The following is a 21,235-nucleotide window of genomic DNA, read 5'->3' on the forward strand; positions in this document are numbered from 1 at the left end:
TTCCCCTTAGCTTGTCGCGGTGCCGCGGGTAACGATCTTGCCGAGGCTCGCGATCAGGCGGTCCAGCACGAAGCCGACGATGCCGACATAGAACAGCGCCAGGATGATCTCGCTGATATGCGAGGAGTTCCAGGCGTCCCAGATGAAGAAGCCGATGCCGACGCCGCCGATCAGCATTTCCGCCGCGACGATCGCGAGCCAGGACAGGCCGATGCCGATGCGCAGGCCCGTGAAGATGTAGGGTGCGGCCGCCGGGATCATGATCTTGGAGAAGAACTCGAGCGGGTTGAGCTGCACCACCGCGGCGACGTTGCGGTAGTCCTGCGGAATGTTGCGGATGCCGACCGCGGTGTTGATGATGATCGGCCAGATCGAGGTGATGAAGATGACGAAGATGGCCGAGGGCTGGCCGTCGCGGAACGCGGCGAGCGAGAGCGGCAGCCAGGCGAGCGGCGGAATGGTGCGCAGCACCTGGAACAGCGGATCGAGCCCGCGCATCGCCCAGACCGATTGCCCGACCAGCACGCCAAGCGCGATGCCGGCGATCGCCGAGAGCGAATAGCCGAGCGCGACGCGCTGGAGACTGGCGGAGAGATGCCAGAACAGGCCCTTGTCGATGCCGCCATGGTCGAAGAACGGATCGACGATCAGCTCCTTGGTGTCCTTGAAGACCTTTGACGGCGGCGGCAGCGCCGAGCCGGCTCTCCGGCAAACCAGCTCCCACACCAGCGTCAGCAGCGCGAGCACGACCAGCGGCGGGATGACACGCACCGCGGTTTCCCTTGCCATGCGTGCGTAGGCCTCACTGCGCGGCGGGCGCTTCGGCGTCATCGCGACGACAGGCGCGGCGGTGGCCGCCGGCGTCGCGGTCTCAACCTCAATCTTCGTGGCAGGCATATTCATCGCAATATCTCTCCGGCTGCAAAAGAGGATGCGGCCGCCCGTGGGCGGCCGCGAGGCTCCATCAGACTTCGACCCGCTTGATCGCGAGCGACTTCAGATAGGCAGCCGGATTTTCGGGATCGAACACCTTGCCGTCGAAGAAGGTCTCCTTGCCGCGCGAAGTGGAGGTGGGAATTTCCGCGGCAGCGACGCCGAGCGTCTTGGCCGCATCGCGCCACATGTCCTCGCGGTTGACCTTGGCGATCAGCGCCTTGGTGTCGAAATTCGCCTCATACTTGCCCCAGCGGATGTCCTCGGTGAGGAACCAGAGATCGTGGCTCTGGAACGGATAGGAGGCGTGATCACGCCAGTACTTCATGATGTGCGGCGAGTTCTCGACCACCTTGCCGGGAATGCCGTAGTCGAACTTGCCCGCAGTGCGGTCGAGCACGTCCTCGACCGGGCAGTTCATCCACTGCCGCTTGCCCATGATGGCGGCAAGCTCGGCCTTGTTCTCGGCCTTGTCCGACCACTGCTGGGCTTCCATCACGGCCATCAGCAGCGCCTTGGCAGCCTTCGGATATTTGTCGACGAAGGCCGCCCGCATGCCGAAGGATTTTTCCGGATGCTTGTTCCAGAGCTCGCCGGTGTTGACGGCGGTGTAGCCGATGTTCTGGTGGATCAGCTGCAGGTTCCAGGGCTCGCCGACGCAGAAGCAGTCCATGGTGCCGACCTTCATGTTGGCCACCATCTGCGGCGGCGGCACGACGATGGTCTCGATATCCTTGTCGGGGTCGATGCCGCCCGCGGCGAGCCAGTAACGGATCCAGAGGTCATGGGTGCCGCCGGGGAAGGTCATGGCGGCCTTCACCGCCTTGCCCGAGGCCTTCTTCTTCTCCAGCGCCGCCTTGAACGGCGCGGCATCGACGCCGAGCTTGAGGTCGGCATATTCGTTGGCGACCGAGATGCACTGGCTGTCGAGATTGAGCCGCGCCAGGATGTACATCGGCGTCGGCTGGTTGTTCTGCGTCACCTTGCCGGCCGAGATCAGGTACGGCATCGGGGTGAGGATATGCGCGCCGTCGATGCCGTTGCCTTCGGAGCCGAGCACGAGGTTGTCGCGCGTCGTGCCCCAGGACGCCTGCTTCTGCACGTCAGTGTCAGGCATGCCGTATTTGGCGAACAGGCCCTTGTCCTTGGCGACGAACAGCGGCCCGGCATCGGAGAGCGCGATGAAGCCGAGCTTGGCGCCCTTGACCTCGGGGCCTGAATCCTGCGCGAAGGCGCCGGCGGGGAAATTGAGCTTGGCGGCGGCGAGGAGAGCTGCAGTAGAGCCGGCGGCTTTCAATAGTTGACGGCGGCTGAGGCCAGTCTCGGCGGGCCGGCGAATGCGCTTGGTCATCGTTGGTGTCGTCCTTTGCGTCGTTGCAGAATTGATGGCGTCAGTGCACACGAGCAGCCCGTCCGTCCGGCGGCGCCGTCTTTGGCGCATGCGAACGCACGACGGGGGAGACCCCCGTCTGGTGGCGTCAGCAAATCGGATGAGAAGTCTCGCGGGACGGCTTCAATGGCGTCGGCATGGAACTATTCAAGCTTCATGCCAAGCTCGACACTGCCAAAACACCAAGAATTTTAGTGACTTAGCTAGTCCGCGCCAGACTGTCGCAGGCAGGCCCCGCTTGCGAAATTTGCGCGCTGCCCAATCCTTGTGCGGCGCACAAAACTTGTGCAGTCGCTTAAGCAGGAGGCTGCCAAGCGCCTCGGGCCGAATTCGGCGAGGGACGTATCAGCTTGATATAACGTTACTTTTCTTGCGCCTCTCGACGGCACGCAATTTGCTTCTTTATGGGCGTCAACGAAGACTGCGGCTTGCCGCATCGTTGCAGCCTCTGGCGGCTGCATTTTGGAAGCTCATCTGCTTCGCGGCCCTTCCGGCTCAGTCCTCGTGACGCGATTCCCAAAGCTTCCAGACATTCCATAGCCCTCGTGCGCGGCAGAACCGTCCGCACGGCCAAGACGTTCAGCCGCGTCCTCTGAGGGGGCGTGTCGATCTCACTTACGAAGCAAAAGGAACCATTGATGTCGTATCTCGCGCCTTCGGAATTCGTCACCAAGATGGTGGATGCGGGCGAGTCCAAGATCTTCATGTCCACCCGGGATACCATCATCCGGGCCTACATGGCCGGCGCGATCCTCGCCCTCGCCGCCTGGTTCGCCGTCACCATCAACGTGAACACAGGCCAGCCGCTGGTCGGCGCGCTGCTGTTCCCGGTCGGCTTCGTCATGCTCTATCTGCTGGGCTTCGACCTGCTCACCGGCGTGTTCGTGCTCTCGCCGCTCGCCTTGATCGACAAGCGCCCGGGCGTCACCATCGGTGGCGTCCTGCGCAACTGGGGCCTCGTCTTCGTCGGCAACTTCGCCGGTGCCTTCACGGTGGCCTTCATGATGGCCTTCGTGACGACCTTCGGCTTCACCCAGGCGCCCGACAAGGTTGGCGCGGCGATCGGCAACATCGGCGAAGGCCGCACGCTCGGCTATGCCGCCCATGGCGCCGCCGGCATGGCGACGCTGTTCATGCGCGGCATGCTCTGCAACTGGATGGTCTCGACCGGCGTCGTCGGCGCCATGATCTCGACCTCGGTTCCCGGCAAGGTCATCGCGATGTGGATGCCGATCCTGGTGTTCTTCTACATGGTGTTCGAGCATTCCGTCGTGAACATGTTCCTTTTCCCGTCGGGCCTGATGCTGCACGCGAAGTTCTCGATCATGGACTATCTGATCTGGAACGAGATCCCGACCGTGCTCGGCAACCTCGTCGGCGGCCTCGCCTTCACCGGCATGACCCTCTACACCACGCACGTCATGACCCTGCCGAAGCGCCAGGCCGACAAGGCTGCGAAGCCCCGCGTCGCGGCCTGATCGAATACGTCTCGACAGGGGAGCCTCGCCCGATCAGGGTGAGGCTCCCCCTTGCCGGTGATGACGATGTCCCGCGGACTCCAGATTTCGATCGGCCAGCACTCCGACAGGGGTCGCAAGCCCATCAACCAGGATTTTCACGGCGTCCTCATTCCGGAAGAGCCGCTGCTCAGCCTGAAGGGCATCGCGGCGGTTCTCGCCGACGGCATCTCCAGCAGCAGCGTGAGCCAGATCGCCAGCGAGTCGGCGGTCAAGAGCTTCCTGATGGACTATTACTGCACGTCGGAATCCTGGACGGTGAAGACCTCCGCCCGCCGCGTGCTGGAGGCGACCAATTCCTGGCTGCATGCGCAGACGCGCAAGAGCCAATATGCCTATGACCGCGACAAGGGCTATGTCTGCACCCTCAGCGCCATGGTCATCAAGGCAGCCACCGCGCACATCTTCCATGTCGGCGACTGCCGTATCTACCGCGTTGCCGGCAAGGCGCTGGAGCAGCTGACCGACGATCATCGCATCATCGTGTCGTCGGAGCAGACCTATCTCGGCCGCGCGCTCGGCATCAATCCGCAGCTCGAGATCGACTACCAGACGGTCGAGGTCCAGGCCGGCGACACCTTCCTGCTGGCAACCGACGGTGCGTACGAATTCGTCGACCCGCGTTTCGTCACGAACGCGATCAACGAGCATGCAGCCGAGCTCGACGGCGCGGCGAAGGCGATCGTCGAGGAAGCCTATCGGCGCGGCAGCGACGACAACATCACCGTGCAGATCCTGCGCATCGATGCGGTGCCGGAGGAATCCGGCGTCTTCGATCAGAGCTCGGCGCTGCCCCTGCCGCCCCTGCTGGAGCCGCGGGCGATGTTCGATGGCTACCGGATCATCCGGGAGATCCACGGCAGCAGCCGCAGCCACATCTATCTCGCCGTCGATGCGGACACCGAGGAGACGGTCGCGCTCAAGATTCCGTCGATCGACCTGCGCGACAACCAGGCCTATCTGAAACGCTTCCTGATGGAGGAATGGATCGCGCGGCGGATCGACAGTCCGTACGTGCTCAAGCCGCGATCGCGATCGACGCGGCGCAACTATCTTTACGTCGCGACCGAATTCGTCGAGGGACAGACGCTGCGGCAGTGGATGCTCGACAACCCGCGTCCCGATCTGGAGACCGTGCGCAGGATCATCGAGCAGATCGCCACCGGGCTTCGCGCCTTCCACCGGATGGAGATGCTGCATCAGGATCTCAGGCCCGACAACGTGCTGATCGACAAGACCGGCACCGCAAAGATCATCGACTTCGGATCGGTCAGGGTCGCGGGCGTCGCTGAAGCTGCGCCGAGATCGGCCGACGCGGAAATTCTCGGCACGGTCCAATACACGGCGCCGGAGTATTTTCTCGGCGAGGGCGGATCGCCCCGGTCCGACATGTTTTCGCTGGCCGCCATCTGCTACCAGATGCTCACCGGGCATCTGCCCTACGGCGCCCAGCTGGCCAAGATCCGGGGACGATCGGACGCGTGGAAATTGAGATACCGCCCCGCGATCGACGCCGAGCGGGGTATCCCGGGCTGGATCGACGGCGCGCTCAGGAAGGCGCTCCATCCCGATCCCTACAAGCGCCACGAAGACATGTCCGAGTTCGTGTTCGAGCTTCGTACGCCCAACCCGGCCTATTTGAGCACGCGTATCACGCCTCTCCTAGAGCGCAACCCACTGATGTTCTGGAAGCTGATTTCGGCGGCGCTCGCCTGCGCCGTCGTCGTGCTGCTGGCGCTGTTGCACGCGCGGTAGCTGCACGTGCTCATCAAGGCGCTGACGTAGCTTCCGGCCGGCTAGACGATGGGCAACGACGGCGCGCTGCCTTTTGCCCAGACGTTGAACGTCGCTTCCCATTCGGCGATTTCGCCGCCGCGCATGGTGAGGAGCTCAATTCCACGCCCCTGCATCTTGCAGCCGTTTCGCCCGTCGTCCCATTCCCCCACCCAGGAGCATGCAATCACATTGCCCGATACGGCGCGCAGTTGTTTTTGCAGCCGGTAATTCTTCTGACGCGCAAAACGCGCGAGCAGAAACTTCTCGAGCGGCGGCCTGCCGCGGGTTTCGGGAAAGTCCGCAACCTGACGACGACATCCGCGGCAAAGGTCTTCATCACTGCAGCGATATCGCCCACGCTCATCAATTGCTGGGCACGATCGAGCACTGCTTCGGCGTCCTGAAGGGTAAGCTGGCTGTATTGAGGTTCTGTCGGCATGTGCGCTCTCCGTATCGCGGCCGATGCGGCCGGATGGCAGCGCAATCCTAGCGGAGCCAAACTGACAGATTCCGTCAGCAGCAGATCAGGCGGGTTCGGGCAATCCCTCGATTTCCCGCCATTCCTTCACCAGTGCGTGGCGGCGTCTCGGATATGCTTCTCCGGTCTCGGTGAACGCCACGATCCGGTCGGTACGAAATTGCCGATAGCCCTCGCGCAGTTCGCACCACGCGGCAAGCAGTCGCACTGTTGCGCAAAAGGTAAGAAGGATGGGCCATATCCTGCGTTCGGTCAGCACGCCCGCTTCGTCGCGGTAATGGATCCACAGCTTGCTCTCCTGCCGGATGGCGTCCCGAACGGGTGCCATGTCGACGATCTCGGCTCCGATCCATCTGACGGGACCTGCAAGAACGCCGGAGGCGTTGGCCTCATCGCTTCTCTCCGCAGGCAAGACCGCTGTTATCTTCGCCAATGCGTTGCGCGCGGCCTTCGTAAGCGCTGCGTCCGCGCTCCGCGCCACCATCTGCGAGCCGAGCGCCAGTGCCTCGATTTCCTCACGCGAGAACATGAGCGGTGGCACCGTGAAGCCGGGCCGAAGCACATACCCGACGCCGGCCTCACCATCGATTGGCGCGCCTCTGGCGATCAGCGTTTGTATGTCGCGATAGATGGTTCGCAGCGAGACGCCGAATTCGTCGGCGAGTTGCGCTCCCGCAACCGGACGTCGCCGGGTTCGAAGAAACTGTATGAGCTCGAGGAGCCTGTCGGACCGGGACATTTTGGACAATCCTCCAGGTCGGCCGAACTATGCCGACACGCCAATAGCGCAGATCGCGAGCCTCAGGAGCGCCGACGGATCACGCCGGCTCCGCGGCCTTCGTCCCCAGCGGCTTCGGCGCCATGCCGCCTCCGGGCTTGAGGTGGAATTCGTAGCTCATCAGATGCCACCGCCCGTTCGCCTTGGTGCCGTCGGGCATCGCGGGATCGTTGCGCGGCTCGACCTTGGCGACGAGGTCGTCCTTCACCCCGAACACGACGTCGGAATCGAGATATTTGTCGCCGTCCATGAAGACGTGGGTGATCAGCGGCTCGTAGCCCTTCGCATTGACCAGGAAGTGCACATGCGCCGGCCGCATCGGATGGCGATTGGTCTGCAGGATCATCTCGCCGACAGGGCCATCGGTCGGGATCGGATAGCTGCACGGCAAAATGGTGCGGAAGAAGAAGCGGCCGTCATGATCGGTGATGAAGCGCGCACGCGCGGAGGCGCCGACCTCGTCATAGTTCGCCTTCTGTGAATCGTAGAAGCCGTCGTCGTCGGCATGCCAGACGTCGACGGGGACGTTCGCAAGCGGCTTGCCCTTGAGGTCGGTGACGCGGCTCTGCACGAACATCCGCTCGCCCGTCTGATTGTTCGGCGAGATGTCGGTGCCATGCGCGGTCACCTTGTGCTCGCCGACATAGAACGGCCCGAGCACCGTCGTTTGGGTAGCGCCCTCGCGATCCCTGTGGTTGACGGCGTCGACCAGCATGGAGACGCCGAGCACGTCGGACAGCAGAATGAATTCCTGGCGGGTGTCGGTGCATTTCTGCCCCGTGCGGGTCAGGAAATCGATGGCATATTCCCATTCTTCGAAGGTGAGACCGGTCTTGCTCACGTAATCGTGCAGCGACTTCACCAATTCCTGGAGCAGGAATTTTGCCCGCGTATCAGGCGTCTGGTCGAAGCTCTTGACGACGGCTTCGGTGAGTTCGGTCTCGTTGAACTGGGTCATGGTACGTTTGCCCTCGCGTTTTTTCGTTGGCCCGGCGGGCTCCTTGGAGGTGTTCCAGGCTGGACACTACACCAGTCGGCCGCCCCGCGTTAAGCGCGACCGGCTTGGAATGGACCCGCCATTTGGCTATCACCGTCCTTCAGAAACTGCCCGGAGGAACTGATGCTCGCCCCTACCCCCGCCTCGCCCGAATCCGTCGGCATGTCCAAGGCCGCGCTCGACCGCGTCGATGCGCATCTGAAGAAGCGGTACATCGATGCCGGCCGTTTCCCGGGCACGCAGCTCCTGGTCTATCGCCGCGGCAAGATCGCCCACAGCTCCGTGCTGGGCCGGGCCGATGTCGAGCGCAACGTGCCGGTGAAGGACGACACCATCTATCGCATCTATTCCATGACCAAGCCGCTCACCAGCGTCGCCTTCATGATGCTGGTCGAGGAAGGCCTCGTCGCGATCGACGAGCCCGTCGCCAAATACATTCCGGAATGGAAGGATCTCGGCGTGTTCGTCGCCGGCACCGCGCCGTCCTTCCTGACCCGGCCGCCGTCGCGGCCGATGCTGATCGTCGACCTCTTGCGCCACACGTCCGGCCTCACCTACGGCTTCCAGCAGCGCTCCAATGTCGATGCCGCCTATCGCGCCGAGAAACTCGGCGAGGTCGAGAAGTCGGGCACGCTCCAGACCATGATCGAGGGACTGGCGAAAATCCCGCTGGAGTTCTCGCCGGGCGAATCCTGGAACTATTCGGTCGCGACCGACGTGATCGGCTACCTCATCGGCAAGATCTCGGGCATACCGTTCGAGCAGTTCCTCAAAACACGCATTCTCGATCCGCTCGGCATGACCGACACCGATTTCCACGTGCCGGCTTCCAAGGCGCACCGCTTCGCGGCCTGCTATTCGGCGGACCCGGGCGGCGGCATGACCTTCCATGCCGGCCAGCGCCGCGAGGGGCTGACGCTTCAGGACGATCCGACGACGAGCTCGTTCCTGTCACCGCCCTCGTTCATCTCCGGCGGCGGCGGCCTGTGCTCGACGGCCGCCGACTATCTCAGCTTCTGCCGCGCGCTGCTCAACGGCGGCGAGCTCGGCGGCGTCAGGCTGATCGGGCCGAAGACGCTGGCGCTGATGACCACCAACCACATTCCGGGCGGCCGCGCGCTGCCGGAAGTGTCGCGCTCGCTGTTCTCGGAAGCGACCTATAACGGCATCGGCTTCGGCCTCGGCTTCGCCGTGACCATGCGCCCGGCCGAGACGCTGATCGCCGGCAGTCCCGGCGAATATAACTGGGGCGGCGCGGCCACGACCTCGTTCTGGATCGACCCGGCCGAGGAGCTGATCACCATCTTCATGACGCAGGTGCTGCCGTCGAGCGCCTATCCGCTCCGCCGCGAGCTGCGCAGCATGGTGTATGCCGCGATTACCGAGAGCAATCTGTAACCAGCAAGGCCGATCCCGCGGCCGCTCGGTCGCGGGACCAGGCGCGCTCATTTGAGCATCTCCGGCACGATCAGACGCGGCAGGAACAACGACACGCTCGGCCAGACGATGAGCGCCGCCAGCACGAGCAGCATCGGCACCAGCATGATCACCGTGTCCTTCAGCGCATAGCGCAGCCGCACGCCGGCGACCGAACAGGCGATCATCAAGCACAGGCCGTAAGGCGGCGTCACCAGCCCGAAGGCCAGCGATACGATCGATATGATCGCGAACTGGACCGGATGGAGCTCGACGGACTTGGCCAGCGGCTCCAGCACGGTGCCGACGATGATGATGGCCGGGATGGCATCGAGGAAGCAGCCGACCACCAGGAAACAGAAGGCGATGAAGAAGCCGGCCGCGATCGGGCCCATGCCCCAAGTCGAGACGTTGGCCAGCAGCTCCTGCGGGATCTTGTAATAGGCGAGCAGCCAGCCGAACGCGCTTGCCGTGCCGACACAGAACAGCGCGACGCCGGCAAGACGCCCGGTGTCGAGCAAGGCCCTGTAAAGCTCGCGCAGCCCCGTCTCGCGATAGAAGAACGTCGAGAGCGCCACGGAATAGAGCACCGCGACGCAGGCGGACTCGGTCGCGGTGAACCATCCGAGCAGGATGCCGCCGACGATGATGAACGGCGTCATCAGGGCCGGGATCGACTGCCAGATGGCGCATCGCATCTCAACCCAGGTCGCCTTCGGATAGGTCGGATAGCCGCGGCGCACCGCATAGATGTGCACCGTCGCCATCTGCGCGCCGGCGATCAGCAGGCCCGGCACGATGCCGGCCAGATACATCGCCGCAATCGAGGTCGAGATCAGCCCGCCCCACACGATCATCAGGATCGACGGCGGGATGATCACCGCCAGAACCGCCGACACCGCCGTGATGGCGATGGAGAACGAGAGGTCGTAGCCCTCCTTGGTCTGCGCATCGATGAAGATTTTTGATTGGCTCGCCGCATCAGCCGTGGAGGAGCCCGAGATGCCGGCGAAGAACACCGACAGCACGACGTTGATCTGCGCCAGGGACCCCGGCCAGTGCCCGACCATGGAGCGCGACAACGCCACCAGGCGGTCGGTGATGCCGCCGATGCTCATGAGATTCGCCGTCAGCAGGAAGAAGGGCACCGCCAGCAGGATGAATGAATTGTAGGCGTTGAAGGTCTCCTGCGCGAGCGTCATCAGCGACAGACGCGGCTCGATCAGCAGGATCGGCACGCAGGCAAGGCCGAGCGCGAAAGCGACCGGCACGCGCACGATGAGCAGGCCGATGAAGACCCCGAACAGCACCATCGCAGCCTGTCCGGCAGAGAGTACATTGCCGCTCATCGCCGTGCCCCGACCAGAATGTGCATTTCATCGACGATCTGTTCGCCGGCAAAGACGATCCACGTCGCACCGGTCACGGGCCAGGCAACGTGAATCAGCCAAAGCGGCAGATCGGCCAGCTCCGAGGTCCTGTTCCAGGCAAAGCGGGTGAACTCCAGGCCGGCGAAGACGAACACCAGCGCCAGCGCCAGCACGCCGAGCCGCGCGAGGATCCGCACCGCAGCCTCCGACCGCCGCGACAGGTCCGGCCACACGTCGACCTCGAAATGCTGCGCTTCCCGCACGCCCACCATGGCGCCGATCATGATCGTCCAGACGAACAGGAAGCGGGCCATTTCCTCCGTCCAGATGTAGGAGGGAATGAAGGGCGTGTAGCGCGAGATGATCTGCAGCGTCACCGGGATGATGATGATGGCGACACAGGCCGCGAGCAGGATTTCCAGCAGTTTCGCATAGGCCGCCGTGACGCGGCGCCACAGCGACGGTGTGGACGGGACGGGCATGTCAGACATTGGGACTCCCAGCGGCAGCTCATCCGCCACGGCCGGGCAAGAAGCGGGGCTTGCCCGGACATGCCGTCGGCGGATGCAACGAGCTCAGGCGACGTTGATCTTCTCGAAAATGCCCTCCGCGCCGATCTCCTTGGCGTAGGTGGCCATCACGGGGTCGGCGAGCTTCTTCATGGCGTCCCGCTCCTCGAAGGGAACGCGCTTGAGCTTGCCGGCCTTCTCGAGCGTGTCGAGCTTGACGACCTCCTCGCTCGATTCGAGCTGACGGCCGTAGTCGCCGGCCTCCTTGCCGGCCTTCATGATCGCGTCCTGCAGATCCTTCGGCAACGTCTTCAGCGTCTTCACCGAGAAGCAGATCGGCCGGATCGACACGGCGTGCTGGGTGAGGCTGAGATGCGGGGCCACTTCGTAGAACTTCATCGCCTCGACGCCCGCCGCCTCGTTCTCGCCGGCCGATATCACGCCGTTCTGGATCGCGTTGTAGATCTCGTTATAGGCGATCACGGTCGGGCTCATGCCGACGGCCGCAAAGGTCTTGGACCAGATCGGTGCGCCCTGCACGCGAACCTTGAGGCCCTTGAGATCGGCGAGGTTCTTGAGCGGCTTGTTGGCGAAGATGTTGCGGATGCCGCCGCCGGAATAGCCGATCAGGACGACCTCGGCCTTGGCCGCGACCTCGTCGGCGATCGGCGCCAGGATATTGGCTTCGACCACCTTGTTCATGTGCTCGATGCCCTTGAACACGAAGGGCGCATCGATGAACGGAGCCGCCTTGGCGAAGGTCGACATGTGGGCCGGCGAGACGATGCCGTAATCGACCGCCTTGCCCTGCGACATGTACTCGAAATACTGCTTCTCGAGGCCGAGCGAGGAGTTCTTGTGCAAAGTGAAATTGACGGGCTTGCCGTAATATTTCTTCACCAGCTCCTCGAACCGGATCAGCGCCCGGTTGAAGGCATGGTCGTCGTTGAACTGCACCGCGCCGTTCAGCGTGATCGGCGCCTGCGCCCTGAGGATCGACGGCATGCCGATCGCGGCCGCCGCAGTGGTTGCACCGATACCAGCGAGAAATGATCGTCGCTTCATCGTCTCCCCTCCCTTTGATGCTCCGGCCCTGTCGCCGGGCCGTGCGTGCAGCCGGTATGCGGCTTGCGAGGGGAAGCGTATGAAAAACCTCGGCGGGACGGAAGTCATTTCGCGCGCGCTGGAGGTACTCTTCGTCGCAGGACCTGCGCCTGTACGACCTGCTGCACTGCAACTCGCGTTGCTGCCGGCGCGCGGCACGCCGCATCAGCGGCCCCTCACTCCCTGGGACACGGGAAGACGCGCGGACCTGTGCGCTGCACGCAGCGACCAGCGCGTCTTCCACGGCTGACCTAGTGCATATGACCAATCAGATAGATGCCGCCGCCGATCACGATGATCGCCGGCAGAATGAGTACTGGCATCACGTCCTCCTCAATTGGATGTGCAGACCTTGACGGTCTTCATGCCGCTCTCGGCTTCGGTGCGCGTCTTGTAGATCGTGCCCGACGGGCTGACGACGGTCATGGACGCGTCCATCGGCTTCTTGTCGACGATGGTGCACTTCTTGGTCTTGACGTCCTGGACCACGTAGAACTCGTCGGCCGCGAACGCCGGCAGGGAAAGCGCAGCAACCATCAGTGCTGCAGTCGCCATCTTCAGCATCATCTTGTCTCCTCCTCCAATTGCCGGATTTCGGTCCGGTCGATTCAGAAACGGGAAAAAATGGTATTTTGTTCCTATCCTCGGGGAACGTCGCTCGCGGCGAAAGGTTGTTGCGGCGCTTATGCTTGTGAGGAGGACAAGATGAAGAAGCTGTTCCTGTTATCCGCCGCGGCCGTTCTGATTTCGACCGGCGCATTCGCACAATCCACCGTGACCACGACCGGAACCGGTCACGCCGCGGTCGTTCAGATCGAGCCGCAATACCGCACCAAGATCAAATCCTACGTCACCGAGCACCGGGTGCGTCCGGTTACGACGAAGGAGAAGATCATCGTCGGCGCAACGGTGCCGAGCGAGGTGGAGCTCGAAGCGGTTCCGGCCGATTGGGGCCCGTCCCTCACCAAATATCGCTACGTCTATTCCGGCGAACGCGTGATGCTGGTGGATCCGGGCACGCGGACCGTCGTTCAGGAAATCGATTGATCAGGACTGACGGACGAGCGGCCGCCATGAAGGCGGCCGCCTGCCGGAGTTGACCGCATGAAACCGCATCGAGAGGCGCGGATCGCCGGGCTCAGTCTGGCGGCCATCTACGTCGTGTGTCTGCTGCTGACCGCGATCAGCATGAGCTGAGGCGCAGGGCTCCCCGCACTGCGCTGCAAAATCCTTCCGGACCGCTCGTCACATGCGAAAATCGTGGCGCCCTGCCAGTCCTGCCCGTATGGTTCTCGCCAAAATCATAAGCCGGCGCCGCCGCGCCGGAAGCGGGACAAGCGCGTTTGTCAAAGCTCACCCTGCCGGTCCGGCTCGCTCTCCTGGTCGCGGGAACGATGCTGCCGATGATCGTCTTCGCGGTCGGCATCGCCTTCTACCATTACAAGCAGGACCGCAGCGACGCGACGCGCCGGGTGCTGGAGAATGTCCGCAGCATGCGCCTCGTGCTGGATTCCGAGGTGCAGCGCATGACCGGCAGCTTGCAGGTGCTGGCGCTGACGAACTCGCTGCGCAACGACGACTTCCAGAACTTTCGCCGCATCGCGCTCGGCTTCCTCGACCAGTACGGCAAGGGCGGCCTGCTGCTGATCTCCGACCGCAAGGGCCGGCTGTTGTTCTCCACCGCCTCGGAGGATACTGCGAGCCTGCCGCTGCGTGGCAATCTCGCTATCGTCGAGAACGTGTTCGCGACCAGAACGCCGCAATATTCCGACCTGTTCACCGGCGCGATCAATGGACGTCAGGTGCTGACCGTCGAGGTGCCGGTGTTCCGGAACGGCGAGGTGATCTACGACCTCTGCTTCAGCCCGCCGATCGGCATATTCCAGGAGCTGGTCGAGAAGCAGCGGCCCGACCAGAAGTGGACAGTGTCCCTGCTCGACACCACAGGCACGGTATTCGCCCGCGTGCCTAATCCCGCTGAAAACTTCGGCAAGCGCGCATCGCCTTCGCTGCACGGGGAAATGTTTCGCGCTCCCGAGGCAACGCTGTCGTCGGTCTCGCTCGACGGCGTCGCGCTCGCCTCCGCCTACACCCGATCCCGGCTCACGGGATGGACGGTGGCCGCGGGCGTCCCCGAAAGCTCGTTGATCGCCCCGCTCTGGCGCAACATTGCGATCACCGGCCTGATCGGCGGCATCCTGCTGCTGATCGGCCTCACCTTCGCGGTGCGGATGGCAACCACGATCGCGCGCGGCGAGATGCTGCACAATCTCCTGATCGAGGAGCTCAACCACCGCGTCAAGAACACGCTGGCCTTGATGCAGGCGATCGCGGTGCAGACCTTCCGCAGCGCCAGTCGTGACGAGCGGGCCAAGTTCGAGGGACGGCTCGGCGCGCTCGCCGAGGCGCATAATCTGCTCAGCCAGGAGAAATGGGTGGGCTCGGAGCTGAGGGAGGTGATCGCCCGTGCGCTTCAACCGTTCCTGCTGAGCAGCGCCGAGCGCATCCGGATGGCCGGCCCTACGGTGCCGCTGTCGCCGCGGCTTGCGGTGGTGCTGTCGATGATCGTGCACGAGATCGCCACCAACGCGGCGAAATACGGCGCGCTGTCGAACGAGACCGGCCGGGTGACGCTCGACTGGGAGGTCATCGCCGATACACCGAAGCCGCGGCTGCGCCTGATCTGGACCGAGATCGGCGGACCGCCGGTGACCGCGCCGGTGCGGCGCGGCTTCGGCTCGCGCCTGATCGAGCGCAGCGCCCGCGACCAGCTCGGCGGCGAGGCAACCGTCGACTTCCTGCCGCGCGGCGTCGTCTGCACGGTCACTTGCACGCTGGACGAGGCGCGCTGAACAGGGATCATCGAGCAGTGGTGCAGACCTGCTGGTCAGCTCGCCGTGTGACGGCTTGCCGCTCTTTCACAAGCCATTTCGACGGCATCTAACCGTCTCTCGCGCGAATCTCCATCCTACACCGCGACAGCTCGGCGCCGCCCGGCGTGCGTTCGCGAAAACGCGCGCCTGCCCTGAGCAGGATCGGACAAATCACGACCGCTTCAGGAAAGACGCTGTTCCGTCACCCGCATAGAACGCGCACCGACCCGTACAAATACGGACGACTGATGTGCAGCCTGACACGATCAGGAGGAGCCGCACAATGATCGGGAGCACCGCACTCATGCGCAATCCCTCGCCCAAGGGCTTGCCACCCCCACCCGGCGCACAGCCTGACGATGGCGCGACGCCCCAGCTGCGCGCTGCCGATACGGAGATGGCGCGCGTGCTCAAGACGAAGCCACTTCGCATGGCCTCCGATTCCCAGAGCGGCACGATTGCCTATTGGAAGCACGAGCCGCTGCACGACGTGGTCGAGCCCATGGCCGATCACGTCATCATGACCTATCCCGCCGGCTCACAGGCACTGGAGCGGCGCAGCGGAAAATCGGCTGCGATCAGCACGGCGCGCCCCGGCGTCGTCACGATCATTCCGGCCGGATCGACCTCGCGATGGGACATCCACCGTTCGATGCATGTCGTTCAGCTCTATCTTCCGCAGCGAACGCTGCTGCGTATCGCCGATGAAGCCGGCACGGTGAGCCCCGGCGACCTCCTGGAAAGAACCGGGCATCCCGACGCCATCACGTCCCGCCTGCTGCTGAGCGCAGCCGACTCGCTCGAAGGCAGCGCCACCCTCGACACGCTGTTCAGGCAGCAACTGACCGATCTCCTCGCCACGCGCGTGCTCGCGGCCCACGCCGGCGTGCCGGCCGCGCCGCAGCCGATCATCGGCGGCCTCTCGCCAATGGTCCTGCGCCGGTCCATCGAACGTCTCCGCTCGGACAGCGATGCGGACGTCTCGCTGGCTGCGCTGGCCTCCGACGCCGGTCTGTCGCGTTTCCATTTCTGCCGGTCCTTCAAGGAGAGCACCGGACTCTCGCCGCATGCCTGGCTGCGCCAGCACCGGCTCGAGCAGGCCATGAACATGCTGCGGGAGACCGACGAACCGGTCGTCTCGATCGCCGCAGCGCTCGGCTATTCCACGCAGACCGCCTTCGCCGCCGCATTCAAGAAGCTGACGGGTGAAACGCCGAGCGATTGGCGCAGACGGACGCGTTAGCAGCAATCCCGCGACAGCGACGGCAATCGCTCTGGGGCAGTCGAGCATCTGGTTCGCTAAATATCTCAGGAACGGACCACGCGGACGGAGACGAACAATGGACTGGAAACGCCTTGCAATTGCACCGCGCCGCAAAGCCATCGCAACAGCGCTCCTCTACGGGCTCTCGCTGACCGTGCGTCTCACCTCGCCGACAGCCGAGGAGGCGCCGGCGCAGAACGCCAGTCCCCTGGCGTCAATCCTGGTCAATCATGATTGGCCGAGGAAAGCTGCAGTGCCGGTCGCCCTGCGCGGCTGGCCCTCGAGCCCGAGAAGCTGCCAGGCGGCCTGTGGAAGCCCCGCGCTGCTGTCGTCACTGCCGAGCTGCACCGCCCCGTAAGGGTACAGCGTCCACCGCTTCACCTCTTCGCGTCATCGCCGATCGCAGCAGGCTCCGCCGACCTCGTGCGGCCGCGATGACGCACGTCTGTCCCGATCAACCCAATCCAGGAGTGAACCACATGCGACTGCTCATCATCGGCGCCGGCTTCGCCGGCATGTACGCCGCCCTCTCCGCCGCCCGTTTGCGCGACATCCAGGGCGCCTCGCCCGACGATCTCGAGATCGCGCTGATCGCACCGGAGCCGACGCTGGTGGTCCGCCCACGGCTCTATGAGCCGAAGCCGGAAACCCTGACGGCGCCGTTGCTCGACGTCCTCAAGGCGATCGACGTCAACTACATCAAGGGCAGCGCCGAGACCGTCAACACCGAGGCGCGGACGGTGCAGATCACGACTGCGGGGGGCACGAAGAAAACGCTGTCCTACGACCGTCTCGCGATCGCCACCGGCAGCCGCCTGTTCCGCCCCAACATTCCCGGCCTTGCCGAGCACGGTTTCAGCGTCGATTCGCTCGATGACGCCGTGGCGCTGGACAAGCACCTGCATGGCCTTGCCGACCGGCCGGCCGTCAACGGACGCGACACGGTCGTCGTCGCCGGCGGCGGTTTTACGGGCATCGAAGCCGCAACCGAGCTGCCCGCGCGCCTGCGCAAGATCCTCGGCAAGGATTCGAAGTCGCGCGTGATCATCGTCGAGCGCAACGGCGCGATCGCCCCTGATATGGGTGAAGGCCCCCGTCCGCTCATCGAGGACGCCCTGCGCAAGCTCGGCGTTGAGACCCGGCTCGGGGCCTGCGTCGCCTCGCTCGACAAATCCGGTGTGACGCTCTCGACCGGCGAGCATATCGAGACCGAGACGGTGGTCTGGGCTGCCGGCATCCGCGCCGCTCCATTGACGGCACAGATTCCTGCCGAGCGCGACAATTTTGGCCGGCTTCTGGTGGATCGCGATCTGCGCGTGCCCGGTGTCGCCGGCGTGTTCGCCACCGGCGATGCCGCCCGGGCCGCGTGCGACGACGAGGGCAATTATGCGCTGATGTCGTGCCAGCACGCCACGCGGATGGGCGCCTTTGCCGGCAACAACGCCGCCGCAGAGCTGCTCGGCGTTCCGACCAGGCCCTATCACCAGAAGGCCTATGTCACCTGCCTCGACCTCGGCGAAGCCGGCGCGCTGTTCACGCGCGGCTGGGAGCGCAAGGTCGAGATGGTCGGCGACGTCGCCAAGAAGACGAAGCGGGAGATCAACACCGTCTGGATCTATCCGCCGAAGGCCGAGCGCGCCGCCGCGCTCGCCTCGGCCGATCCGGAGCGTGTGACCGATCTCTAGACGCGCGAAGCGATGGCGGCCGCGCGTCCTGGCTGCGCGGACCGTTCAACCAAGACCAGCCAGAATCCTTCCATGAAACAGGAGACGAACATGAACCTGCACAACACCTCATATCCCGTGTCATCGGGCCCCGAAGAACTGGTGCCGTCACGCTACGCGCTGAAGATCGGCGACATCGACGTGCTGGTGGTCAGCGACGGCGTGCTGCCGCTGCCGACCACGATGCTGGCGCACAACGCGGCCCCGGCCGAGCGGGCGGCCTGGCTGCACGACATGTTCCTGCCGCAGGACGCGTTCGACTGGGCGCTGAATGCGGTCATGGTGCGCAGCGGCGACAAGACCATCCTGATCGACGCCGGCCTCGGCTCCGATCCGAACTTGCACCTGCCGCGAGCCGGGCAGTTGATCAAGCGACTGGAGGCCGCCGGCATCGATCTTTCGGCCGTGACCGATCTGGTGCTGACCCATTTGCACATGGACCACATCGGCGGGCTGCTCGTCGACGGCGTGAAGCAGCGGCTGCGCAAGGACCTGCGCATTCACGTGGCGGCCGCCGAGGTCAAGTTCTGGGAGGCGCCCGATTTCTCCCACACCAACATGCCGCAAGGCTTCCCGGACGCGCTTCGGGCCACCGCCAAGCGGTTCGTGAAGGAGTACGGCAGTCAGCTGCGGACATTCGACGAGACGCAGGAGATCGCGCCCGGCGTCATCGCCCGTCGGACCGGCGGTCACACCCCCGGACACAGCGTCGTTCGCGTAGCGTCCGGCAGCGACGCACTGACATTCGCGGGCGATGCCGTGTTTGCGGTCGGGTTCGAACAGCCCGACTGGCACAACGGCTTCGAGCACGACCCCGAGGAGGCGGCGCGCGTTCGTATCCGCCTGCTGCGAGAGCTTGCCGAGACCGGCGAGATGCTGGTCGCCACGCATTTGCCGTTCCCGTCCGTCGGACGGGTCGCGGTCGACGGCGACGCCTTCCGCTGGGTGCCGGTGTTCTGGGATTACTGACGGCTGGTCAGGCGAGGCCAAACCGGGGCGCGTGCTCATGACCTTCGTGAGTGCGCGCCCTGATTCAAATCATCAGTGACGCCCTCGGCATCCGCGACACATCCGAGGACCCGCCTCAGAGCCTCAAGGACCTGCCTGCGACGATTCCAGACGGCCAGTATGGCCTCCGTCCGTTGTCCCGGATATAGCGAGACATTCCGGTGAACGACGTGCTTGGAGCCCTCGCAAGAATGACCTCTGCTAGTCCCGAACTTGTCATTTTCGATTCGGACGGCGTCCTGGTCGATAGCGAGATCATTGCACTGACCGTGCTGGTTCAAACGGCATCCGAGGAAGGCATATCGATCAGCGTCGAAGACGCCATACGTTCTTTCCGTGGGGTCAAGATGGCCGATTGCGTGCGCGAAATCGAGCACCGGCTAGGCCGCCGCGTCCGAGACAGTTTCATCGACGACGTTCGGCGAGCAACCGCGCTGGCGTTTGATGCCGAACTGAAGCCCATCGAAGGAATCCATGCGGCATTGGCCGAAATCGACGTTCCGGTTTGCGTAGCATCCAACGGCCCCATGTCGAAGCTGACACATGCACTCGGATTGACCAAACTGCTGGAGCATTTCGAAGGCCGCATCTTCAGTGCGTATGAGGTTGGTTCGTGGAAGCCGGACCCCGGCCTGTTCCTGCATGCCGCACGTACGTTGGGCGTTCGCCCCTCACGTTGCGTCGTTGTTGAGGACTCGTTGTCCGGAGTCCGCGCGGCAAAGGCCGCAGGAATGAGAGTCCTCGGCTTTACCGGAGGAGATTCGGGAGCTGAGCGAGAATTAGCGGAGATCTGTGACGACCTCTGTCATCGAATGAGCGACCTTCCGGCTTTGCTACGCATGGAATGATCGCAGCACTCCCAAGCCTCACGCACGGAGGGCCGCCATAGCACAGCCCTACCCGATCGTCTGCAGCGCTGGGAAGGTCTCGAGCAGCCAGATGCTCACATTGGAGACCGCGCCGGTGAGGAAGCCGATGCCGGTGATCACCATCAACACGCCCATGGCGCGTTCGACGTTGACGAGCTGGCCCTTCATGCGCGCGAACAGCGTGGAGAACTGCTCGATCATCAGCGCTGCGATCAGGAAGGGAATGCCGAGGCCGGCCGAATAGACCGCGAGCAGCCCCGCGCCCTTCGTCACCGTGGCTTCGGCCGCGGCAATCGAGAGGATCGCAGCCAGGATCGGGCCGATGCAGGGCGTCCAGCCAAAGGCGAAGGCCAGCCCCATGATGTAGGCGCCCCAGAGGCCGACGGGCCTGGGGATCGGCAGCCGGCCCTCGCGCATCAACAGGCCGATGCGCGTCAGGCCGAGGAAGTGCAGGCCCATGATGATGATGACGATGCCGGCAAGGATCGACAGCTCGGCCGACCAGGCCCGGATCAGCCCGCCGATCAGCGAGGCGCTGGCCCCGAGCGCCACGAACACCGTGGAGAAGCCGAGCACGAACAGCAGTGCCGACATCATGATCGCGCGCTTGGAGGTCGAGGCCGGCTCCTCGCTCTCGACATGCTCGATCGTCGCGCCCGTGAGATAGATCAGGTAGGGCGGAACCAGCGGCAGGACGCAAGGGGAGAGGAAGCTGACGAGGCCGGCAATCAGCGCCGCCGGGATCGAAACATTTTGCATGATGCAGTCGGAGCCATCTCAGGCGCCGGTGCGGCACGCGGGAAACGCGCGCGGCCCGGAGCACCGGCTCTGGTGTAGCCGATGCCGGAGAATGCGCAACAGAGGCGCACAAAACCAGGGCTCCTCCCGATGCCGTCCGTGATCACAGATGCGGCATCGGGACGCGCACAAACCTCGCCAAAAAGCGAGACCAGGCGGCGCGGCTACTTCACCACGCGGAGCAGCGGACGCCGGGGCTGGTCCTGCGTCTGCTTGGAAGAGGGCGGCGGTTCGCTTCCGGCGTTCCGCAGCATTTCGTCGCACAGCGCCTTGAGATCGGCGCTGTCAATTCCTTTGAGTTTCATCCGCACGTCGAGGATGACAATCGACAGCAGCTCGGCCGACTCGCGACTGTTCATCTCGTTGAGAGCCCTGCGGCACTCCTCGAGCGTCTCCAGCACCGACTGCAACTGTTCGTCTGAATGCGACAC

General features: G+C 64.3%; 22 protein-coding genes. 10 read left to right on the forward strand and 12 right to left on the reverse strand.

What is annotated here, in order from left to right; genetic code table 11:
- Positions 1–6 precede the first annotated feature (6 nt).
- Both ntrB and N2603_RS31990 read right to left on the reverse strand, forming a co-directional pair.
- Entirely contained in the window at positions 7–903 is an 897-nt protein-coding gene (gene ntrB, locus N2603_RS31985) for a nitrate ABC transporter permease (protein ID WP_260385264.1), read from the reverse strand.
- 61 nt (positions 904–964) lie between these two features.
- Positions 965–2,284, reverse strand: a complete 1,320-nt coding sequence (locus N2603_RS31990) for a CmpA/NrtA family ABC transporter substrate-binding protein (RefSeq protein ID WP_260385265.1) — start codon at positions 2,282–2,284, stop codon at positions 965–967.
- A 677-nt stretch (positions 2,285–2,961) separates the two neighbouring features.
- Between N2603_RS31990 and N2603_RS31995 the strand changes: the two genes are divergently transcribed.
- Together N2603_RS31995 and N2603_RS32000 are read left to right on the forward strand one after the other, a co-directional pair.
- On the forward strand, positions 2,962–3,801 hold the full coding sequence (locus N2603_RS31995) for a formate/nitrite transporter family protein (protein WP_260385266.1): 840 nt from the start codon (positions 2,962–2,964) through the stop codon (positions 3,799–3,801).
- A gap of 60 nt (positions 3,802–3,861) precedes the next feature.
- Positions 3,862–5,595 carry a bifunctional protein-serine/threonine kinase/phosphatase gene (locus tag N2603_RS32000; protein ID WP_260424312.1) on the forward strand — a complete coding sequence of 578 codons (1,734 nt, stop codon included), beginning with the start codon at positions 3,862–3,864 and terminating at the stop codon, positions 5,593–5,595.
- Between the two features lie 41 nt (positions 5,596–5,636).
- On the opposite strand, the gene N2603_RS44985 is transcribed toward N2603_RS32000, so the two are convergent.
- The 4 genes from N2603_RS44985 to N2603_RS32015 form a co-directional block, all read right to left on the reverse strand.
- On the reverse strand, positions 5,637–5,873 hold the full coding sequence (locus N2603_RS44985) for a nuclear transport factor 2-like protein (RefSeq protein ID WP_425249012.1): 237 nt from the start codon (positions 5,871–5,873) through the stop codon (positions 5,637–5,639).
- Entirely contained in the window at positions 5,801–6,055 is a 255-nt protein-coding gene (locus N2603_RS32005) for a hypothetical protein (protein ID WP_260385267.1), read from the reverse strand. The genes N2603_RS44985 and N2603_RS32005 overlap by 73 nt, the downstream gene beginning before the upstream one ends.
- An 85-nt stretch (positions 6,056–6,140) precedes the next feature.
- Positions 6,141–6,833 carry a helix-turn-helix transcriptional regulator gene (locus tag N2603_RS32010; RefSeq protein WP_260385268.1) on the reverse strand — a complete coding sequence of 231 codons (693 nt, stop codon included), beginning with the start codon at positions 6,831–6,833 and terminating at the stop codon, positions 6,141–6,143.
- Between the two features lie 79 nt (positions 6,834–6,912).
- The gene (locus N2603_RS32015) at positions 6,913–7,830 is read right to left on the reverse strand and encodes a dioxygenase family protein (RefSeq protein WP_260385269.1); all 918 of its coding nucleotides are present in this window, start codon (positions 7,828–7,830) and stop codon (positions 6,913–6,915) included.
- Positions 7,831–7,992: 162 nt separating this feature from the next.
- On the opposite strand from N2603_RS32015, the gene N2603_RS32020 reads away from it, so the two are divergent.
- Entirely contained in the window at positions 7,993–9,267 is a 1,275-nt protein-coding gene (locus tag N2603_RS32020) for a serine hydrolase domain-containing protein (RefSeq protein WP_260385270.1), read from the forward strand.
- Between the two features lie 47 nt (positions 9,268–9,314).
- On the opposite strand, the gene N2603_RS32025 is transcribed toward N2603_RS32020, so the two are convergent.
- The 4 genes from N2603_RS32025 to N2603_RS32040 form a co-directional block, all read right to left on the reverse strand.
- Positions 9,315–10,634, reverse strand: coding sequence for a TRAP transporter large permease (locus tag N2603_RS32025; protein WP_260385271.1), 1,320 nt, complete (start codon positions 10,632–10,634; stop codon positions 9,315–9,317).
- Complete coding sequence (locus tag N2603_RS32030; RefSeq protein WP_260385272.1) at positions 10,631–11,146, reverse strand: TRAP transporter small permease; 516 nt, start codon at positions 11,144–11,146, stop codon at positions 10,631–10,633. Before N2603_RS32030 ends, N2603_RS32025 begins: the two co-directional genes overlap by 4 nt.
- A gap of 84 nt (positions 11,147–11,230) precedes the next feature.
- On the reverse strand, positions 11,231–12,229 hold the full coding sequence (locus N2603_RS32035) for a TRAP transporter substrate-binding protein (protein ID WP_260385273.1): 999 nt from the start codon (positions 12,227–12,229) through the stop codon (positions 11,231–11,233).
- Between the two features lie 372 nt (positions 12,230–12,601).
- Positions 12,602–12,835, reverse strand: a complete 234-nt coding sequence (locus tag N2603_RS32040) for a hypothetical protein (RefSeq protein WP_018648218.1) — start codon at positions 12,833–12,835, stop codon at positions 12,602–12,604.
- 138 nt (positions 12,836–12,973) lie between these two features.
- On the opposite strand from N2603_RS32040, the gene N2603_RS32045 reads away from it, so the two are divergent.
- The 7 genes from N2603_RS32045 to N2603_RS32075 all read left to right on the forward strand — a co-directional run bounded on the left by N2603_RS32045 (position 12,974) and on the right by N2603_RS32075 (position 19,985).
- Positions 12,974–13,315: a DUF1236 domain-containing protein gene (locus N2603_RS32045; protein WP_018648219.1), complete on the forward strand. Its 342-nt coding sequence runs from the start codon at positions 12,974–12,976 to the stop codon at positions 13,313–13,315.
- A 347-nt stretch (positions 13,316–13,662) separates the two neighbouring features.
- Positions 13,663–15,120, forward strand: coding sequence for a sensor histidine kinase (locus tag N2603_RS32050; protein WP_260424313.1), 1,458 nt, complete (start codon positions 13,663–13,665; stop codon positions 15,118–15,120).
- 304 nt (positions 15,121–15,424) lie between these two features.
- On the forward strand, positions 15,425–16,384 hold the full coding sequence (locus tag N2603_RS32055) for a helix-turn-helix domain-containing protein (RefSeq protein WP_035668320.1): 960 nt from the start codon (positions 15,425–15,427) through the stop codon (positions 16,382–16,384).
- A gap of 97 nt (positions 16,385–16,481) precedes the next feature.
- Complete coding sequence (locus N2603_RS32060) at positions 16,482–16,763, forward strand: hypothetical protein (protein WP_018648222.1); 282 nt, start codon at positions 16,482–16,484, stop codon at positions 16,761–16,763.
- Between the two features lie 121 nt (positions 16,764–16,884).
- Positions 16,885–18,090: an NAD(P)/FAD-dependent oxidoreductase gene (locus N2603_RS32065; RefSeq protein ID WP_260385274.1), complete on the forward strand. Its 1,206-nt coding sequence runs from the start codon at positions 16,885–16,887 to the stop codon at positions 18,088–18,090.
- A gap of 90 nt (positions 18,091–18,180) precedes the next feature.
- Complete coding sequence (locus N2603_RS32070; protein ID WP_260385275.1) at positions 18,181–19,098, forward strand: MBL fold metallo-hydrolase; 918 nt, start codon at positions 18,181–18,183, stop codon at positions 19,096–19,098.
- 200 nt (positions 19,099–19,298) lie between these two features.
- Positions 19,299–19,985 carry an HAD family hydrolase gene (locus tag N2603_RS32075; protein ID WP_260385276.1) on the forward strand — a complete coding sequence of 229 codons (687 nt, stop codon included), beginning with the start codon at positions 19,299–19,301 and terminating at the stop codon, positions 19,983–19,985.
- Between the two features lie 48 nt (positions 19,986–20,033).
- Here the strand turns inward: N2603_RS32075 and N2603_RS32080 are convergent, their stop codons facing one another.
- Positions 20,034–20,765: a cytochrome c biogenesis CcdA family protein gene (locus N2603_RS32080; RefSeq protein ID WP_260385277.1), complete on the reverse strand. Its 732-nt coding sequence runs from the start codon at positions 20,763–20,765 to the stop codon at positions 20,034–20,036.
- A gap of 203 nt (positions 20,766–20,968) precedes the next feature.
- Complete coding sequence (locus N2603_RS32085; protein WP_018648227.1) at positions 20,969–21,235, reverse strand: hypothetical protein; 267 nt, start codon at positions 21,233–21,235, stop codon at positions 20,969–20,971.

The sequence above is a fragment of the Bradyrhizobium huanghuaihaiense genome, assembly GCF_025200885.1.
GTDB lineage: Bacteria > Pseudomonadota > Alphaproteobacteria > Rhizobiales > Xanthobacteraceae > Bradyrhizobium > Bradyrhizobium huanghuaihaiense.

Bases quoted from the DNA above. Each gene is read 5' to 3' on its own strand.
- ntrB (WP_260385264.1), bottom strand. From the start codon at position 903: ATGAATATGCCTGCCACGAAGATTGAGGTTGAGACCGCGACGCCGGCG.
- N2603_RS31990 (WP_260385265.1), bottom strand. From the start codon at position 2,284: ATGACCAAGCGCATTCGCCGGCCCGCCGAGACTGGCCTCAGCCGCCGT.
- N2603_RS31995 (WP_260385266.1), top strand. From the start codon at position 2,962: ATGTCGTATCTCGCGCCTTCGGAATTCGTCACCAAGATGGTGGATGCG.
- N2603_RS32000 (WP_260424312.1), top strand. From the start codon at position 3,862: ATGACGATGTCCCGCGGACTCCAGATTTCGATCGGCCAGCACTCCGAC.
- N2603_RS32005 (WP_260385267.1), bottom strand. From the start codon at position 6,055: ATGCCGACAGAACCTCAATACAGCCAGCTTACCCTTCAGGACGCCGAA.
- N2603_RS32010 (WP_260385268.1), bottom strand. From the start codon at position 6,833: ATGTCCCGGTCCGACAGGCTCCTCGAGCTCATACAGTTTCTTCGAACC.
- N2603_RS32015 (WP_260385269.1), bottom strand. From the start codon at position 7,830: ATGACCCAGTTCAACGAGACCGAACTCACCGAAGCCGTCGTCAAGAGC.
- N2603_RS32020 (WP_260385270.1), top strand. From the start codon at position 7,993: ATGCTCGCCCCTACCCCCGCCTCGCCCGAATCCGTCGGCATGTCCAAG.
- N2603_RS32025 (WP_260385271.1), bottom strand. From the start codon at position 10,634: ATGAGCGGCAATGTACTCTCTGCCGGACAGGCTGCGATGGTGCTGTTC.
- N2603_RS32030 (WP_260385272.1), bottom strand. From the start codon at position 11,146: ATGTCTGACATGCCCGTCCCGTCCACACCGTCGCTGTGGCGCCGCGTC.
- N2603_RS32035 (WP_260385273.1), bottom strand. From the start codon at position 12,229: ATGAAGCGACGATCATTTCTCGCTGGTATCGGTGCAACCACTGCGGCG.
- N2603_RS32040 (WP_018648218.1), bottom strand. From the start codon at position 12,835: ATGATGCTGAAGATGGCGACTGCAGCACTGATGGTTGCTGCGCTTTCC.
- N2603_RS32045 (WP_018648219.1), top strand. From the start codon at position 12,974: ATGAAGAAGCTGTTCCTGTTATCCGCCGCGGCCGTTCTGATTTCGACC.
- N2603_RS32050 (WP_260424313.1), top strand. From the start codon at position 13,663: ATGCTGCCGATGATCGTCTTCGCGGTCGGCATCGCCTTCTACCATTAC.
- N2603_RS32055 (WP_035668320.1), top strand. From the start codon at position 15,425: ATGATCGGGAGCACCGCACTCATGCGCAATCCCTCGCCCAAGGGCTTG.
- N2603_RS32060 (WP_018648222.1), top strand. From the start codon at position 16,482: ATGGACTGGAAACGCCTTGCAATTGCACCGCGCCGCAAAGCCATCGCA.
- N2603_RS32065 (WP_260385274.1), top strand. From the start codon at position 16,885: ATGCGACTGCTCATCATCGGCGCCGGCTTCGCCGGCATGTACGCCGCC.
- N2603_RS32070 (WP_260385275.1), top strand. From the start codon at position 18,181: ATGAACCTGCACAACACCTCATATCCCGTGTCATCGGGCCCCGAAGAA.
- N2603_RS32080 (WP_260385277.1), bottom strand. From the start codon at position 20,765: ATGCAAAATGTTTCGATCCCGGCGGCGCTGATTGCCGGCCTCGTCAGC.